15 protein-coding genes are annotated in these 15,325 nt (G+C 72.5%); 13 read left to right on the top strand and 2 right to left on the bottom strand.

The genetic code is table 11. From position 1 onward, the window contains the following. Positions 1-2: 2 nt before the first annotated feature. The 4 genes from OCU29_RS13490 (at position 3) to OCU29_RS13475 (ending at position 3,394) form a co-directional block, all read left to right on the top strand. The gene (locus tag OCU29_RS13490; protein ID WP_261820323.1) at positions 3-683 is read left to right on the top strand and encodes an HAD family phosphatase; all 681 of its coding nucleotides are present in this window, start codon (positions 3-5) and stop codon (positions 681-683) included. Positions 684-1,011: 328 nt separating this feature from the next. Continuing rightward, positions 1,012-1,443 (top strand): hypothetical protein, encoded by a 432-nt coding sequence (locus OCU29_RS13485; RefSeq protein WP_179616565.1) that lies wholly within the window; start codon positions 1,012-1,014, stop codon positions 1,441-1,443. Continuing rightward, entirely contained in the window at positions 1,440-2,759 is a 1,320-nt protein-coding gene (locus OCU29_RS13480) for a sensor histidine kinase (RefSeq protein ID WP_179616564.1), read from the top strand. Before OCU29_RS13485 ends, OCU29_RS13480 begins: the two co-directional genes overlap by 4 nt. Next, positions 2,756-3,394 (top strand): response regulator transcription factor, encoded by a 639-nt coding sequence (locus tag OCU29_RS13475; protein ID WP_258016975.1) that lies wholly within the window; start codon positions 2,756-2,758, stop codon positions 3,392-3,394. The genes OCU29_RS13480 and OCU29_RS13475 overlap by 4 nt, the downstream gene beginning before the upstream one ends. Before the next feature lie 6 nt (positions 3,395-3,400). Here OCU29_RS13475 and OCU29_RS13470 read toward each other — a convergent pair whose 3' ends face one another. After that, positions 3,401-4,354, bottom strand: a complete 954-nt coding sequence (locus tag OCU29_RS13470) for a PD-(D/E)XK nuclease family protein (RefSeq protein WP_261820322.1) — start codon at positions 4,352-4,354, stop codon at positions 3,401-3,403. Positions 4,355-4,426: 72 nt separating this feature from the next. On the opposite strand from OCU29_RS13470, the gene OCU29_RS13465 reads away from it, so the two are divergent. The 3 genes from OCU29_RS13465 (at position 4,427) to arc (ending at position 8,518) form a co-directional block, all read left to right on the top strand. Continuing rightward, entirely contained in the window at positions 4,427-5,572 is a 1,146-nt protein-coding gene (locus OCU29_RS13465; RefSeq protein WP_261820321.1) for a site-2 protease family protein, read from the top strand. Between the two features lie 150 nt (positions 5,573-5,722). Beyond that, positions 5,723-6,634, top strand: a complete 912-nt coding sequence (locus OCU29_RS13460) for a tRNA (adenine-N1)-methyltransferase (protein ID WP_261820602.1) — start codon at positions 5,723-5,725, stop codon at positions 6,632-6,634. Positions 6,635-6,748: 114 nt separating this feature from the next. Then, positions 6,749-8,518 (top strand): proteasome ATPase, encoded by a 1,770-nt coding sequence (arc, locus tag OCU29_RS13455; RefSeq protein WP_179616561.1) that lies wholly within the window; start codon positions 6,749-6,751, stop codon positions 8,516-8,518. Between the two features lie 111 nt (positions 8,519-8,629). Here arc and OCU29_RS13450 read toward each other — a convergent pair whose 3' ends face one another. Further along, positions 8,630-9,256, bottom strand: coding sequence for a class I SAM-dependent methyltransferase (locus OCU29_RS13450; protein WP_261820320.1), 627 nt, complete (start codon positions 9,254-9,256; stop codon positions 8,630-8,632). A gap of 42 nt (positions 9,257-9,298) precedes the next feature. Here OCU29_RS13450 and dop point away from each other — a divergent pair, with 42 nt between their 5' ends. The 6 genes from dop to OCU29_RS13420 all read left to right on the top strand — a co-directional run bounded on the left by dop (position 9,299) and on the right by OCU29_RS13420 (position 15,321). After that, a complete protein-coding gene (gene dop, locus OCU29_RS13445; protein WP_306799024.1) occupies positions 9,299-10,807 on the top strand; it encodes a depupylase/deamidase Dop in 1,509 nt (502 codons plus the stop codon). A gap of 67 nt (positions 10,808-10,874) precedes the next feature. Continuing rightward, a complete protein-coding gene (locus tag OCU29_RS13440) occupies positions 10,875-11,072 on the top strand; it encodes a ubiquitin-like protein Pup (protein ID WP_179616559.1) in 198 nt (65 codons plus the stop codon). 2 nt (positions 11,073-11,074) lie between these two features. Further along, entirely contained in the window at positions 11,075-11,914 is an 840-nt protein-coding gene (gene prcB, locus OCU29_RS13435) for a proteasome subunit beta (RefSeq protein WP_261820600.1), read from the top strand. A gap of 4 nt (positions 11,915-11,918) precedes the next feature. Beyond that, complete coding sequence (gene prcA / locus OCU29_RS13430; RefSeq protein ID WP_261820319.1) at positions 11,919-12,698, top strand: proteasome subunit alpha; 780 nt, start codon at positions 11,919-11,921, stop codon at positions 12,696-12,698. Between the two features lie 48 nt (positions 12,699-12,746). Further along, positions 12,747-14,108, top strand: a complete 1,362-nt coding sequence (gene pafA, locus OCU29_RS13425; protein WP_179616557.1) for a Pup--protein ligase — start codon at positions 12,747-12,749, stop codon at positions 14,106-14,108. 121 nt (positions 14,109-14,229) lie between these two features. Next, a complete protein-coding gene (locus OCU29_RS13420) occupies positions 14,230-15,321 on the top strand; it encodes an FKBP-type peptidyl-prolyl cis-trans isomerase (RefSeq protein ID WP_261820318.1) in 1,092 nt (363 codons plus the stop codon). Positions 15,322-15,325 lie beyond the last annotated feature (4 nt).

Raw genomic sequence — 15,325 nt, 5'->3', positions numbered from 1 at the left:
GCGTGCCCGGCACCGGCTCCGACCGTGCGACCCACCGGCCCGCAGCCCTGCTGTGGGACATGGACGGCACCCTGGTCGACACCGAGCCCTACTGGATCGAGACCGAGTTCGCGCTCGCCGAGCGGTACGGCGGCACCTGGACCCGCGCCCAGGCCCTCGACCTGGTCGGCAACGACCTGCTCGCCTCGGGGCGCTACATCCGCGAGCACATGGGCATCGACCGGACCCCCGAGCAGATCGTCGAGGAGCTCCTCGACGGGGTCGTCGCCCGCGTCGAGCAGGCGGTGCCGTGGGTGCCCGGCGCGCGCGAGCTGCTGCTGGCGGCCGTCGAGGCCGGCATCCCGTGCGCGCTGGTGACGATGTCCTACGAGCGCTTCGTCGCGCCGATCCTCGCCCACCTGCCGCCCGAGACGTTCCGGGTGATCGTCACCGGCGACAAGGTCGAGATGGGCAAGCCGCACCCCGAGCCCTACCTCACCGCGGCCGCCGCCCTCGGGGTGGACCCGGCCGACTGCGTGGCGATCGAGGACTCCAACACCGGCGCCAAGTCCGCCGCGGCCGCCGGCTGCACCGTGCTGGTGGTCGAGAACCACGTGCCGGTCCTCGAGGGGCCGCGCCGGGTGCTGCGCCCCACCCTGGAGGGCCTGGCGCCGCAGGACCTGGCCGACATGCTGCTGCCCTGACCATGGTCCCGGCCCTCCTGGGCGCCGGGGGTACTAGTACCAGCGGACGATGGCGGCCCGCACCCCCGCGGGAGCAGTCTGGGACCACTCGGAACGACGGGACCAGGGCACCTGACCCGCCGTACCGGCCGTGCTCGACAGCGCCACCACGTCCCACCCTGGACGAGCGGCGCCCGACCGCCCAGCGGTCGGGTGGTGGCGGTGCCGAGCACGGCCGGGACCGAGGTTCCAACCGGGTTTCCCTGGTCGTCCGGTCACTGTGCGTGCGATCCTGTGACGACCCACCCGAGCGCCGCGTCGACGCGGCCCGCAGACCCTGAAGGCGACCATGAGCCACCCCGAGCGCAGCACCTCCCGCGGGTGGGCCGCCCGCCTCGCGCTGCCCGCGGCGGTGGCCGTCGCGGCGGCTGCCCTGGTGTCCCCGGCGCCCGCGCAGGCCAAGAAGGCCAACGTCGTCGCCGAGGGGCCCTGCAAGGAGTCGCCGAGCAGCACCTGGAAGCTCAAGGTGCAGCAGGAGGAGAACGGCAGCCTCACCGTGATCGCCGCCGTCTTCAGCGACGACACCGACGAGTGGCGCTGGAAGCTCAAGCACAACGACGACGTGTCGGCCAAGGGCACCGTGACCGCGCGCGACGCCGACCGTTCCTTCCGGATCAGCCGTTCCATGCTCGACTTCAGCGGTCCCGACGAGATCACCTTCCGGGCCGGCAACAAGGACAGCGACGAGGTCTGTCGCGGCGACGTGACCTTCAACGGGTGAGCACGATCGGCTCGAGCCGCACGACCTGGGTGCGCAGCCCGGTCTTCCTGTTCGTGGCCGTGAGCGCGGTGCTGGTCGGGGCGATCTTCGTGGCCACCAACGTCATCGCCGACGACGCGGCCACCGACGCCGCGCGGGCCCAGGCCGAGTCGGTCAGCGAGCTGCTGGCGCAGACCACGGCCGAACCGTACGTCGGCAACGGCCTGGTCACCGGCAAGCCGGGCGCCTACGACAAGTTCTTCCGCAAGGCGCCGAACCTGCTCCAGGCGCGCGACGTCGAGAGCGTCGACCTCTTCGCCACCGACGGCACCCTGATCTACAGCCAGGACGACCCGGAGGTGCTGCCGGTCGTCAGCCGCGAGCGCTACTCCCTCAGCACCGCCCAGCGCCGTGTGCTCGAGGAGGGCGGCACCGGCTCGGAGCTGGCCGACCCGACGTCCGCCCGCAGCCTCGACCGCAACGGCGACGAGGAGGGGCTGGTCAAGATCTACACCCGGATCGAGACGCCGAGCGGGGAGCCGGTGCTCTTCGTGGCCTACTGGGCCCTCGACGGGCTCGAGGCCAGCCGCAGCGAGATCTTCGGCTCCTTCCGCTGGATCACCCTGGGCCCGCTGGTGCTGCTCTCGCTGGTCTCGGCGGTGATGCTGGGCCTGCTGACCATGCAGGTACGGCGCGCCGGCCGCGAGCGGGAGCGGCTGCTGGAGGCGGCGATGTCGGCCTCCGACGCCGAGCGTCGCCGGATCGCCCGTGACCTGCACGACGGCGTCGTGCAGGACCTCGCGGGCACCGCCTTCTCGCTCTCCGCCGTGGCGCGCGACCCCCAGGTGCCCGGTGAGGCGCGCGCCCGGCTGACCAGCGCCGGCGACTCGTTGCGCGACGGCCTGCGCTCGCTGCGCTCGCTGCTGGCCGAGATCCACCCGCCCGACCTGCACGGCAAGGGGCTGGCCTCGGCGATCGCCGACCTGCTCGCCCCGGTCAGCGCGGCCGGGATCACCGCCTCGCTCAGCGTCGAGGACGTCGAGGACGCGCCGGGGGCCGAGGTCACCATGCTGTGGCGGGTGACCCAGGAGGCGGTGCGCAACACGGTGCGGCACGCCGAGGCCTCCACCCTCGCCGTCACCGTGCGGGGGCACCGGGACGGGAGCCTGCTCGAGGTCGTCGACGACGGCATCGGCTTCGACCAGGACTGCAGCCGCGGCCCCGAGCACTTCGGCCTCACCGGCCTGCGCAGCCTGGTGACCGACGCCGGCGGTCGCCTCGAGGTGCGCTCCGCGCCGGGCGAGGGCACGACCGTGCGGCTCGAGGTGCGCCGGTGAGCGCGCCGGGCGGCCCGGTGCCGATCCGGGTCGTGCTGGTCGACGACCACGCGGTGATCCGCGCCGGGCTGGCGCAGCTGCTGGCCTCCACGCAGGACATCAGCGTCGTCGGTCAGGCCGGGGACGGCGACGGCGCCGTCGAGGTGGTGCGCGAGGTCCGGCCCGACGTGGTGCTGATGGACCTGCAGATGCCCGGGGTCGACGGGGTCACCGCCACCCGGCGCGTGTGCTCGGAGATGCCGGGGGTCGACGTGCTGGTGCTTACCAGCTTCTCCGACGCCGAGCGCATCATCGACGCCCTCGACGCGGGCGCCGTGGGCTACCTGCTCAAGGACGCCGACCCCGACGACGTGCTGTCCGGCATCCGCGCCGTCGCGCGCGGCGAGTCGCCGATCCACCCCAAGGCCGCCCGGGCGCTGCTCGGGGCCCGGTCGGCCACGTCACGCCCGCAGCTCACCGCCCGCGAGGTCGAGGTGCTGCGCCTGGTGCGCGACGGCCTGGCCAACAAGCAGATCGCGCGCCGGCTCGAGATCAGCGAGCGGACCGTCAAGGCCCACCTGACCTCCGCGTTCTCGCGCATCGGGGTCGTCGACCGCACCCAGGCCGCGGTGTGGGCCCAGCGCCAGGAGCTCTGAGCCGGCTCAGGACCCCTGCGTCTTCTCCTGGGTCTTCTCCTGCGCCTCTGCCTGTGTCTTCTCCTGGGCCCGCTCCGGCTCCGGCAGCGGCGGCGGGGTGCCGCCCCAGGCGGGGCAGATCGCCTTGTGGGCGCACCAGTCGCACGGCCGCCCCCGGTTGGGCAGCCACTCGCCGCTCTCGCGGGCGGTGCTGATGGCCGCCCAGATCGCCTCGACGCGCCGCTCGGTGGCCAGCAGGTCGTCCTCGTCGGGGCGGTAGCGCACGATCTCGCCGTTGCCCAGGTAGACCAGCTGCAGCAGCGCCGGCACCACGCCCCGGGTCCGCCAGAGCACCAGGGCGTAGAACTTCATCTGGAACAGCGCCCGCTGCTCGAAGCCGACCGCGGGGGAGCGACCTGTCTTGTAGTCGACGACGCGCAGGGCCCCGTCGGGGGCCACGTCGAGCCGGTCGACGAAGCCGCGCAGCAGCAGCCTCGACCCGAGCACCGTCTCGACGTACAGCTCCCGCTCGGCGGGCTCGAGGCGGGTGGGGTCCTCGAGCGTGAACCACCGCTCGAGCACGGTGCGGCACGAGGCCAGCCAGTGCGCGAGGTCGAGCGGCGGCCCGCCCTGCTCCGGGGGAGCGAACAGCTCGGCCAGCCCGGGCTCGGCCTCCACCAGCGTCTCCCAGGCGGGCTCGAGCATCGCGGCGGCACGCTGCGGGGTCCGCTCGGCGGCCGGCAGGTCGAAGAGGTCCTCGAGCACCTTGTGGACCAGGGTGCCGCGCGTCGCGTCGGCCGACGGCGGCTCGGGGAGACGGTCGACGGTGCGGAAGCGGTAGAGCAGCGGACAGGTCACGAAGTCGCCGGCCCGGCTGGGCGAGAGGGCCCCGACGACCTCGACGCCGTCGACGGGCGTCGAGACCCGCTCGGCCGGCGACGGGACCGGCGAGGGGGCGGGCCCGGGGGACGTCTGGCTCATGGCGCGACCCTAGGCGCCGCCTCCGACAGGGCGCGCAGGAGGCGTCGCACGGGGGTCGGATAGCCTCGAGTAATGTCCTCGAGCCCGTCCGAGCCCGGCTCGTCGCCACGTCCGCCGGGAACCCTCAAGGTCGGCACCATCGCCGGCAGCGACGTGCTCGTCTCGACCTCCTGGTTCCTGGTCGCGGGGCTCATCGCGGTGCTGGTCGCACCGGTGGTCGACCAGGTCCAGCCGGGCCTCGGTGCGCTGAAGTACGTCGCCGGCGCGGCGTTCGCGGTGCTGCTCTACGGCTCCGTGCTGCTGCACGAGGCCTCCCACGCGGTCGTGGCCCGGCGCTTCGGCTTCACCATCTCCTCGATCACGCTGCACTTCCTCGGCGGGATGACCGCGATCGAGGGGGAGGCGCGCCGCCCGCGCGAGGAGTTCGCGATCGCGGTCGTCGGCCCGCTCACCTCCATCGCGGTCGGGCTGGTCGCGCTCGCGCTGCGCCCGGTCACCCCGGAGGGCCTGCTGCTGCTGGCCGTCGAGGGCCTGGTCGTGGCGAACCTGCTGGTCGGGGTGCTCAACCTGGTGCCGGGCCTGCCGCTCGACGGCGGCCGGGTCCTGAAGTCGGTCGTGTGGGGCGCCACGGGCAACCCCCACCGCGGCACCCTGGTCGCCGGCTGGGGCGGGCGGGCGACGGCCGTCGCCGTGCTCGTCTGGCCGCTGGTGCAGGAGCAGGTCACCGGCGACCCGCCCGACCTGCTCGACTTCGTGCTCGTCCTGGTCATCGCGATGTTCCTGTGGAGCGGCGCCAGCGCCGCGATGACCTCGGCCCGGCTGCGGGCGCGGCTGCCGTCCCTGGTCGCGCGCGACCTCGCCCGGCGCACCCTCAGCGTGCCGGCCGAGCTGCCGCTCGCCGAGGCGGTGCGCCGCGCCAACGACGCCCAGGCCGGCGGCATCGTCACCGAGGGACCCACGGGCGAGCCCGTCGGCCTCGTCAGCGAGGCGGCGCTGCTGGCCACCCCGCTGGAGCGGCGGCCGTGGGTGCCGACCTCCAGCGTGGCCCGCAGCCTCGAGGCGGGCCTGCGCCTGCCGGTGGGGATCAGCGGTGAGGAGCTGGTGCGCGCCATCACCGCCACCCCGGCCGCCGAGTACCTCCTGGTCCAGCCCGACGGCTCGGTCTACGGGGTGCTGGCCACCGACGACGTCGACCGGGCCTTTCGCGAATCGCGCTGAGCCGGGGCCGCGGCCTAGGGTTCGGCCGTGCCTGAGCAGCAGAACCCGACCGTGGACGACGCCCCGACGACCGACGCCGACCAGCCGGCCGGGGCGGAGCAGCAGACGGGTGCGGCGTACCCGGACGTGCCGGCGGAGGCCTGGTCGGGGGTGCACCGCGGCCCGCTGCGCGAGGGGGAGTGGGTGCGCCTGACCGACAGCAAGGGCCGCAAGCACAACTTCGAGCTGGTCGCCGGCAAGCGCTTCTTCTCCAACAAGGGCCACCTCGAGCACGACGACCTGATCGGGCGCGAGGAGGGCTTCACGCTGGCCAGCTCGGCCGGCGGGGAGTACCTGGTCTTCCGTCCGCTGCTCTCGGAGTTCGTGGTCTCGATGCCGCGCGGCGCCGCGGTCGTCTACCCCAAGGACGCCGCCCAGATCGTCGCGATGGCCGACATCTTCCCCGGTGCGCGCGTCGTCGAGGCCGGCGTCGGCTCCGGCGCCCTGACCTGCTCGCTGCTGCGCGCGGTGGGCCCCTGGGGCCGGGTGTCGTCGTTCGAGCGCCGCGAGGAGTTCGCCGACGTCGCCCGCCGCAACGTCAACCAGTTCTTCGGCGCCCCGGCCGACCAGACCCACCCCGCCTGGGAGCTCACCCTGGGCGACCTCGCCGAGGCGCTGCCGGCCTCGGGCGAGCGCTGCGACCGCATCATCCTCGACATGCTCGCCCCCTGGGAGTGCCTCGACGCCGCGGCCGGCGCCCTGGTGCCCGGCGGGATCGTGTGCGCCTACGTGGCCACCACCACCCAGCTCTCCCGCTTCGTGGAGACGGTGCGCGCCCACGGCGGCTTCACCGAGCCGCAGCCGTGGGAGAGCCTGGTGCGCGACTGGCACGTCGAGGGCCTCGCGGTGCGTCCGGGCCACAAGATGATCGGCCACACCGCCTTCCTGGTCACCGCCCGCCGCCTGGCCCCCGGCCAGAAGCCGCTGCGCAAGACCCGTCGCCCGGCTCCCGGCGCCTACGGGCCCGACTACTCCGGCCCGCGTCCGCCGGGGCTGCCGGTGGAGCCCGCGCCCGAGGACTGAGACACCGGCCGGGCCCCCGCGGCCCGGTCCGGCAAATCTGCGCCGCCTCCCGGCGAGCCTCTTCCCTGACGCAGCGTCGCGGGTAGGGTCGAGTTCCACACAGGAGGTGCGCTGATGTCGACGTCCGATGGCAACTCGAGCACGGGTCGTTCCCGCCCGTCCGGTCGCAGCCCGGAAGAGCTGCTGGACCAGGTGCGCTTCCTGGAGGCCGAGGTCTCCGACCTGCGCCGCCGTCTCGGCGAGAGCCCCGGGTCGTCCCGGGGCCTGGAGATGCGCCTCAGCGACGCCCAGCGCTCGCTGGCCGCCGTCACCTCGCAGAACGAGCGGCTGGCCCAGACGCTGCGCGAGGCCCGCGACCAGATCACCAAGCTCAAGGAGGAGGTCGACCGGCTGGCCCAGCCGCCGGCAGGCTTCGGCACCTTCCTGGCCCGCAACGACGACGACTCGGTCGACGTCTTCACCGGCGGGCGCAAGCTGCGCGTCACGGTGAGCCCGGGCGTCGACCTCGACGCCCTGACCCGCGGCCAGGAGGTCATGCTCAACGAGGCGATGAACGTCGTCGCGGCCCTCGACTTCGAGCAGGTCGGCGAGGTCGTGATGTTCAAGGAGCTGCTCGCCGACGGCGAGCGGGCCCTGATCATCGCCAACGCCGACGAGGAGCGCGTGGTGCGCCTCGCCGAGCCGCTGCGCGGCGACACGATCCGCGCCGGCGACTCGCTGCTGCTCGACAGCCGTGCGGGCTACGTCTACGAGAAGGTCCCGAAGTCCGAGGTCGAGGAGCTCGTGCTCGAGGAGGTCCCCGACATCGCCTACGAGTCGATCGGCGGCCTCACCGGCCAGATCGAGGCGATCCAGGACGCGGTCGAGCTGCCCTACCTCTACCCCGAGCTGTTCAAGGAGCACGAGCTCAAGCCGCCCAAGGGCGTGCTGCTCTACGGCCCCCCGGGCTGCGGCAAGACGCTGATCGCCAAGGCCGTGGCCAACTCGCTGGCCAAGAAGGTGGCCGCCAAGACCGGTGCCGAGGGCAAGTCGTACTTCCTCAACATCAAGGGCCCCGAGCTGCTCAACAAGTACGTCGGTGAGACCGAGCGCCACATCCGCCTGGTCTTCCAGCGGGCGCGGGAGAAGGCCAGCAGCGGCACCCCGGTCATCGTGTTCTTCGACGAGATGGACTCGCTGTTCCGCACCCGCGGCAGCGGGGTGTCCTCCGACGTCGAGAACACCATCGTCCCGCAGCTGCTGAGCGAGATCGACGGCGTCGAGCTGCTCGAGAACGTGCTGGTCATCGGTGCCTCCAACCGCGAGGACATGATCGACCCGGCGATCCTGCGCCCCGGTCGGCTCGACGTGAAGATCAAGATCGAGCGCCCGGACGCCGAGTCGGCGCGCGACATCATCAGCAAGTACCTCACCGCCAGCCTGCCGCTGCACAGCGACGACGTCAGCGAGTTCGGCGGCGACCGCCAGGCCTGCGTCGACGCCATGATCCGGGCCACGGTCGAGCGCATGTACGCCGAGACCGAGGAGAACCGCTTCCTCGAGGTGACCTACGCCAACGGCGACAAGGAGGTCCTCTACTTCAAGGACTTCAACTCCGGCGCGATGCTGCAGAACATCGTCGACCGGGCCAAGAAGATGGCGATCAAGGACCTCCTCGACCACGAGCAGCGCGGCCTGCGCGTCAGCCACCTGCTGCAGGCCTGCGTCGACGAGTTCAAGGAGAACGAGGACCTGCCCAACACCACCAACCCCGACGACTGGGCGCGGATCTCGGGCAAGAAGGGCGAGCGGATCGTCTTCATCCGCACCCTGATCACCGGCAAGCAGGGCACCGAGCCCGGTCGTTCCATCGACACCGTCGCCAACACCGGCCAGTACCTCTGAGCCGCGACCACGAGCAGTCACTTTTTCACCATCGACCAGTCACTTGTGCACCCGGTTCGGTGCGAAAGTGACTGCTCGGTGGTGCGGAAGTGACTGGTCGGCCGAGGCCGGTCAGGCGGGGCGGGTGGCCACGGCGCGGTAGCCGTAGCCCCACGGGCGGGCCAGGGCCGGGCCGGGGAGGTAGCGCTCCTCGCGCTCCTCGAGGTGCAGGCCGGCGCTGGCCACCAGCCGGAGCGGGTCCCGGGTCAGGTGGCACCCGCCCGCGACCCGGCGCTGGAGGGGCTCGAGGCGGTGCTGCCAGGCGCGCACCCGCTCGTCGGGGGAGCGGCCGTGCTCGAGCAGGTGCAGGCGGCCACCGGGGCGCAGCACCCGGTGCACCTCGCGCACGGCCAGCTCGGCGTCGGGGATCGTGCACAGGCTGAAGGTGCACAGCACGGCGTCGTACGCCGCGTCGGGTGCGTCGAGGCGCTGGCCGTCGAGACCCACCCGGCGCACCGGGACGCCCGCCTCGTCGCGGCGCTGCTGCGAGAGGCCCCAGGCGAGGTCGGAGGGCTCGACGGCCTCCAGCGAGGTGACCGCCGCAGGCAGGTGCGGCAGGTTCAGCCCGGACCCGAAGCCGATCTCGAGCACCCGGCCGTGCAGGCCGGTGCAGGTGGCGGCCCGCAGCTGCTGCACCGGCCCGGTCGACAGCGCGCGGTCGACCAGGCGCGGCAGGACGCGCTCCTCCCACAGGCTCATGCGGCGAGCGTACGGCGGGGCGTCGCCGCGTAGGCTCGTGGCATGAGTGTGAGACGGGTGATGGGCACCGAGGTCGAGTACGGCATCTCCGTGCCCGGACAGCCCAACGCGAACCCGATGGTGGCCTCGTCGCAGGTCGTCAACGCCTACGCCAGCGCCACGGTCCGGGCCCGGCGGGCCCGCTGGGACTTCGAGGAGGAGACGCCGCTGCGCGACGCGCGCGGCTTCGACATGGCGCGCCAGGTGGCCGACCTCTCGCAGCTCACCGACGAGGACCTCGGCCTGGCCAACGTCATCCTCACCAACGGCGCGCGGCTCTACGTCGACCACGCGCACCCCGAGTTCGCCACCCCCGAGGTCACCACCCCGCTCGACGTGGTGCGCTGGGACAAGGCGGGCGAGCAGGTGATGCTCGACGCGGCCCGTCGTGCCGGCCAGCTGCCCGGGGGCGGGCCGATCGTGCTCTACAAGAACAACACCGACGGCAAGGGCGCCTCCTACGGCGCCCACGAGAACTACCTGATGCGCCGCTCCACCCCGTTCGCCGACATCGTGCACCACCTGACCCCGTTCTTCGTCAGCCGCCAGGTCGTCTGCGGGGCCGGCCGGGTGGGCATCGGGGCCGACGGGCGCGAGCACGGCTACCAGATCAGCCAGCGCGCCGACTTCTTCGAGGTCGAGGTCGGCCTGGAGACGACGCTCAAGCGCCCGATCATCAACACCCGCGACGAGCCGCACGCCGACCCCGAGAAGTACCGGCGCCTGCACGTCATCATCGGCGACGCCAACCTGGCGGAGGTATCGACGTACCTCAAGGTCGGCACCACCGCGCTGGTGCTGGCGATGATCGAGGACCGCTTCATCGGCCCCGACCTGAGCGTCGAGGGTCCGGTGGCCGCGCTGCGGGCCGTCTCCCACGACCCGGGCCTGGGCCACCTGCTCACCCTGCGCGACGGACGCCGTCTGACGGCCGTCCAGCTGCAGCTGGAGTACCTCGACCTGGCCCGCAAGTACGTCGAGGACCGCCTCGGCGCCGACGCGGACGCCCAGACCCTCGACGTCCTGGCCCGCTGGGAGTCGGTGCTCGACCGGCTCGAGCGCGACCCGATGTCGCTGGCCGGCGAGCTCGACTGGGTCGCCAAGCTCAAGCTCCTCGAGCAGTACCGCGACCGCGACGGTCTGGCCTGGGACGACGCCAAGCTCCAGCTGATCGACTACCAGTACAGCGACATCCGCCCCGAGAAGGGCCTCTACCAGCGCCTCGTCGGCGCCGGGCGCATCGAGCGGCTGCTCGACGACGCCTCGGTCGAGGACGCCATGCACGACCCCCCGACCGACACCCGGGCCTACTTCCGCGGCCGCTGCCTGGAGAAGTTCCCCGACGCGGTGGCCGCTGCCTCGTGGGACTCCGTGATCTTCGACCTGCCCGGGCGCGAGTCGCTGCAGCGGGTGCCGACGATCGACCCGCTGCGCGGCAGCCGGGCCCACGTCGGCGAGCTCATGGACCGCTGCACCAGCGCCGAGGAGCTCTTCACCGCGCTGACCCGCTGACCCGTCGCGGCGTGTCGCACGGCGAGGACCCGCGTGCGGAGTCGGCACGCTCGGCTAGGGTCGGAGCATGGCCCAGGAGCAGAAGCAACCGCGCAAGTCGACGGAGACCGAGGAGACGGTCGAGACCGCCCCGGAGACCGATGTCGCCGAGCGCAAGGAGGCGCTCGACAACGACATCGATGACATCCTCGACGAGATCGACGACGTGCTCGAGTCCAACGCCGAGGACTTCGTGAAGTCCTTCATCCAGAAGGGCGGCCAGTGAGCGTGGGGGACCCCCGTCTGCCGGCCGCCTACCTGCAGCCCGGCACCTCGTCCTTCGCCGACTTCCTGGCCTCCCAGTCGCCCGAGCTGCTGCCCGGGCGCCGCTCGCTGCCGCCCGGCCAGGCCGGTGAGCTGGCCCCGCACGGCACCACGATCGTGGCCGCGACGTACCCCGGCGGCGTGCTGCTGGCCGGTGACCGCCGGGCCACGATGGGCAACATCATCGCCTCGCGCGACATCGAGAAGGTCTTCGCCACCGACGAGTACTCCGCCGCCGGCATCGCCGGCACCGCGGGCCTGGCCGTCGAGCTGGTGCGGCTGTTCCAGACCGAGCTGGAGCACTACGAGAAGATCGAGGGTGCCCGGCTGTCCATGGACGGCAAGGCCAACCGGCTCTCGGCGCTCATCCGCGGCAACCTGGGGATGGCCATGCAGGGCCTGGCCGTGGTGCCGCTCTTCGTCGGCTACGACGTCGACGTCGCGGCCGGTCGCATCTTCAGCTACGACGTCACCGGCGGGCGCTACGAGGAGACCGGATACCACGCCGTGGGCTCCGGCTCGCTCTTCGCGCGCGGCGCCCTGAAGAAGCTCTACCGCCCCGACCTCGACGAGGACGACGTGGTGACCCTGGCGATCCAGGCGCTCTACGACGCCGCCGACGACGACTCCGCCACCGGTGGCCCCGACGTGGCGCGGCGGATCTTCCCGATGGTGCACCTGATCACCGCCGAGGGCGGTCGCACGGTCGAGGAGGAGCGCGTCGCGGAGGTCTCCGAACGCGTCATCGCCGGCCGGATGGGCCGGCCCGACGGACCCCACGCCCCGCTGACCGGAGGTGCCTGAGCCGATGAGCGCTCCCTTCTACGTCTCGCCCGAGCAGCTGATGAAGGACCGGGCCGACTTCGCGCGCAAGGGCATCGCCCGTGGCCGCTCGGTCGTCGCGGTCCAGTACGCCGACGGCATCCTCTTCGCCTCCGAGAACCCCTCGCAGGCCCTGCACAAGGTCTCCGAGATCTACGACCGCATCGCCTTCGCTGCCGTGGGCCGCTACAACGAGTTCGAGAACCTGCGCATCGCAGGCGTCCGGCTCGCCGACATGCGCGGCTACGCCTACGACCGGCGCGACGTCACCGGGCGCGGCCTGGCCAACGCCTACGCCCAGACGCTCGGCACCATCTTCTCCAGCGGCGGGGAGAAGCCCTACGAGGTCGAGCTCTTCGTCGCCGAGATCGGCCGCAGCAGCGCCGAGGACCAGCTCTACCGGCTGACCTACGACGGCCAGGTCGCCGACGAGCACCAGTACGCCGTCATGGGCGGCGCGGCCGAGTCGGTGGCGGGCTACCTCCAGCAGCACTACCGTCCCGACGCCGACCTCGACAGCGCCCTGGCGCTGGCGGTGGCGGCCCTGGGCCACAACGAGACCGAGGACCGCTCCATCGCGGCCGAGGACCTCGAGGTCGCGGTGCTCGACCGCACCCGCACCCAGCCCCGCAAGTTCAGCCGGCTGAGCCCCGCGCGGATCCAGACGGTGCTCGCCCGCCCGGCCGCCCCTGCTGCCCCGACCGCCCCGACCGCCCCGGCCGCGCAGGCACCGGAGGACGGGGACGAGCCGCCCGTCGCCCCCTGAGTCCCGGAGGTCCCCCCACGACGACCACGGTGGTCGTAGTGTTCACACATGGACCGTCGGATCTTCGGGATCGAGAACGAGTACGGCGTCACGTGCACGTTCAAGGGGCAGCGACGGCTCAGCCCCGACGAGGTGGCGCGCTACCTGTTCCGCAAGGTCGTCAGCTGGGGCCGCAGCAGCAACGTGTTCCTGCGCAACGGGGCCCGGCTCTACCTCGACGTCGGCAGCCACCCGGAGTACGCGACGCCCGAGTGCGACGACATCACCGAGCTGGTCACCCACGACAAGGCAGGTGAGCGGGTCCTCGAGGGGCTGCTCCTCGACGCCGAGCAGCGCCTGCACGACGAGGGCATCGCCGGCGAGATCTACCTGTTCAAGAACAACACCGACTCCGCCGGCAACTCCTACGGGTGCCACGAGAACTACCTGGTCGGCCGGGCCGGCGAGTTCTCGCGGCTGGCCGACATCCTGATCCCGTTCCTGGTCACCCGCCAGATCATCGTGGGGGCCGGCAAGGTGACCCAGACCCCGCGGGGCGCGTCGTACTCGGTCTCGCAGCGCGCCGAGCACATCTGGGAGGGCGTCAGCAGCGCCACCACCCGGTCGCGACCGATCATCAACACCCGCGACGAGCCGCACGCCGACGCCGAGAAGTACCGGCGCCTGCACGTCATCGTGGGTGACTCCAACATGTCGGAGACCACCACGATGCTCAAGGTCGCCAGCTGCGACCTGGTGCTGCGGATGATCGAGGAGGGCGTGGTGATGCGCGACCTCACGATGGAGAACCCGATCCGCGCCATCCGCGAGATCGCCCACGACACCACCGGTCGGCGCAAGGTGCGCCTGGCCAACGGCCGGGAGGCCAGCGCCCTGGAGATCCAGGGCGAGTACCTCGCCAAGGCCCGCGACTTCGTCGACCGGCGCCAGATCAGCACCCCGGTCATCGAGCAGGCCCTCGACCTGTGGGAGCGCACCATCAAGGCCGTCGAGTCCGACGACCTCGGCCTGGTGGACCGCGAGATCGACTGGGTCATCAAGTGGAAGCTGATCGAGGCCTACCGCGCCAAGCACGGCCTGCCGCTGGGTCACGCCCGCGTCGCCCAGCTCGACCTGGCCTACCACGACATCCACCGCGGCCGCGGTCTCTACTACCTGCTCGAGAAGCGCGGCCAGGTCGCGCGCGTGACCACCGACCTGAAGGTCTTCGAGGCCAAGTCGGTGCCCCCGCAGACCACCCGCGCGCGGCTGCGCGGCGAGTTCATCCGCCGCGCCCAGGAGCGGCGCCGCGACTTCACCGTCGACTGGGTGCACCTCAAGCTCAACGACCAGGCCCAGCGCACCGTGCTGTGCAAGGACCCGTTCAAGGCCTACGACGACCGGGTCCAGCGCCTGATCGAGGGCATGTAGCCCGACGCCGCCCCGGCGGGCCAGGGGAGGGGTGCCTGGGCCGGGCCGATAAGGTGCTCGGGGTCACCGGCGCAGGCGCAGGTGACCACCTCCGAGTCTCGTGATGTGAAGGATGTTGCCGGTGTTGCGACGCCCCGGACGGCCCACGGCCCTCCTCGTACCTGCCCTGCTGATCCCGGCCCTGGCGGCCTGCGGGTCGGACGGTTCCGACGACGTGCGCAGCGTGGTCTCCTCGGTGGAGGTCACCGGCGAGGTCGGGGAGGAGCCCCAGGTCGAGTGGACCGAGGACGTCGACGCGACCGGTGACATCGAGGTCGAGGTCCTCGAGGAGGGCGACGGCGTCGAGCTCGAGGACGACTCGCCGGTGCTGGTGCAGTACCTGCTCAGCAACGGCTTCGACGAGTCGACCGCCCTCAGCACCTACGCCGACGCCGCGCCCGAGGTGCTCGACCTGGGCTCGGGGGAGCTGCCCGAGGTCTTCTCCGAGGCGCTGTCGGGTCGCAGCGTCGGCGACCGCGTCGCGGTGGGCTTCGAGTCCTCCGAGCTGTTCGGCGAGGTCGGCAACGCCGCGCTCAACATCAACAACAAGGACCCGCTGCTGCTGGTCATGGACGTGATGGGTCCGACCCCGGTCGACGTGCCCTACGCCGAGGAGGGCGAGGGCATCGCCCCCGACCTGGTCCTCGGCGACGACGGCCTGCCCGAGTCGATGCTCTTCAAGGGCATCCCCAAGCCCACCGGTGAGCTGCAGGTCGAGACCGTCGTCGAGGGCGGCGGGCCCGTGGTGCGCAAGGGCGACTCGGTGATGGTCGACTACCTCGGCTCGGTCTACGCCAAGCCCAAGCCCTTCGACACCAGCTTCGGCGACACCCCCATCGTGGGCGTCCTGGGCCAGGGCGGCTTCGTCGACGGCTGGATCCAGGGGCTGTCGGGCCAGACCGTCGGCAGCCGCGTGTGGCTGGCCATCCCGCCCGAGCTGGGCTACGGCGCTGAGGGCAACGAGTCGGCCAAGATCAAGGGCACCGACACGATCTACTTCCTGGTCGACATCCTCGGCGTGGCACCCCGTCCGGCCGCGGCCGACGAGGCCGAGCAGGCCGCGCAGGAGGAGGCCGAGGCCGAGCTCGGCGAGGAGGAGCCCCAGGCTCCCAGCCCGGCGGTCTCCGAGGAGCCCAGCGCGCCCGGCGACACCGAGAGCCCCGCCGCGCAGTAGCAGG

The organism is Nocardioides sp. OK12 (assembly GCF_024341885.1).
In the GTDB taxonomy this organism is placed as follows: Bacteria; Actinomycetota; Actinomycetes; order Propionibacteriales; family Nocardioidaceae; genus Nocardioides; species Nocardioides marinisabuli.
The sequence above is the reverse complement of the archived record's forward strand: the minus strand, read 5'-3'. Positions and strand labels throughout refer to the sequence as shown.

What these genes read in the sequence shown, in the direction of transcription:
- OCU29_RS13450 (WP_261820320.1), bottom strand. Translation starts at nt 9,256, where the DNA reads ATGAGCCTGTGGGAGGAGCGCGTCCTGCCGCGCCTGGTCGACCGCGCG.
- pafA (WP_179616557.1), top strand. Translation starts at nt 12,747, where the DNA reads ATGGACCGTCGGATCTTCGGGATCGAGAACGAGTACGGCGTCACGTGC.
- dop (WP_306799024.1), top strand. Translation starts at nt 9,299, where the DNA reads ATGAGTGTGAGACGGGTGATGGGCACCGAGGTCGAGTACGGCATCTCC.
- prcA (WP_261820319.1), top strand. Translation starts at nt 11,919, where the DNA reads ATGAGCGCTCCCTTCTACGTCTCGCCCGAGCAGCTGATGAAGGACCGG.
- OCU29_RS13470 (WP_261820322.1), bottom strand. Translation starts at nt 4,354, where the DNA reads ATGAGCCAGACGTCCCCCGGGCCCGCCCCCTCGCCGGTCCCGTCGCCG.
- arc (WP_179616561.1), top strand. Translation starts at nt 6,749, where the DNA reads ATGTCGACGTCCGATGGCAACTCGAGCACGGGTCGTTCCCGCCCGTCC.
- OCU29_RS13485 (WP_179616565.1), top strand. Translation starts at nt 1,012, where the DNA reads ATGAGCCACCCCGAGCGCAGCACCTCCCGCGGGTGGGCCGCCCGCCTC.
- OCU29_RS13465 (WP_261820321.1), top strand. Translation starts at nt 4,427, where the DNA reads ATGTCCTCGAGCCCGTCCGAGCCCGGCTCGTCGCCACGTCCGCCGGGA.
- OCU29_RS13440 (WP_179616559.1), top strand. Translation starts at nt 10,875, where the DNA reads ATGGCCCAGGAGCAGAAGCAACCGCGCAAGTCGACGGAGACCGAGGAG.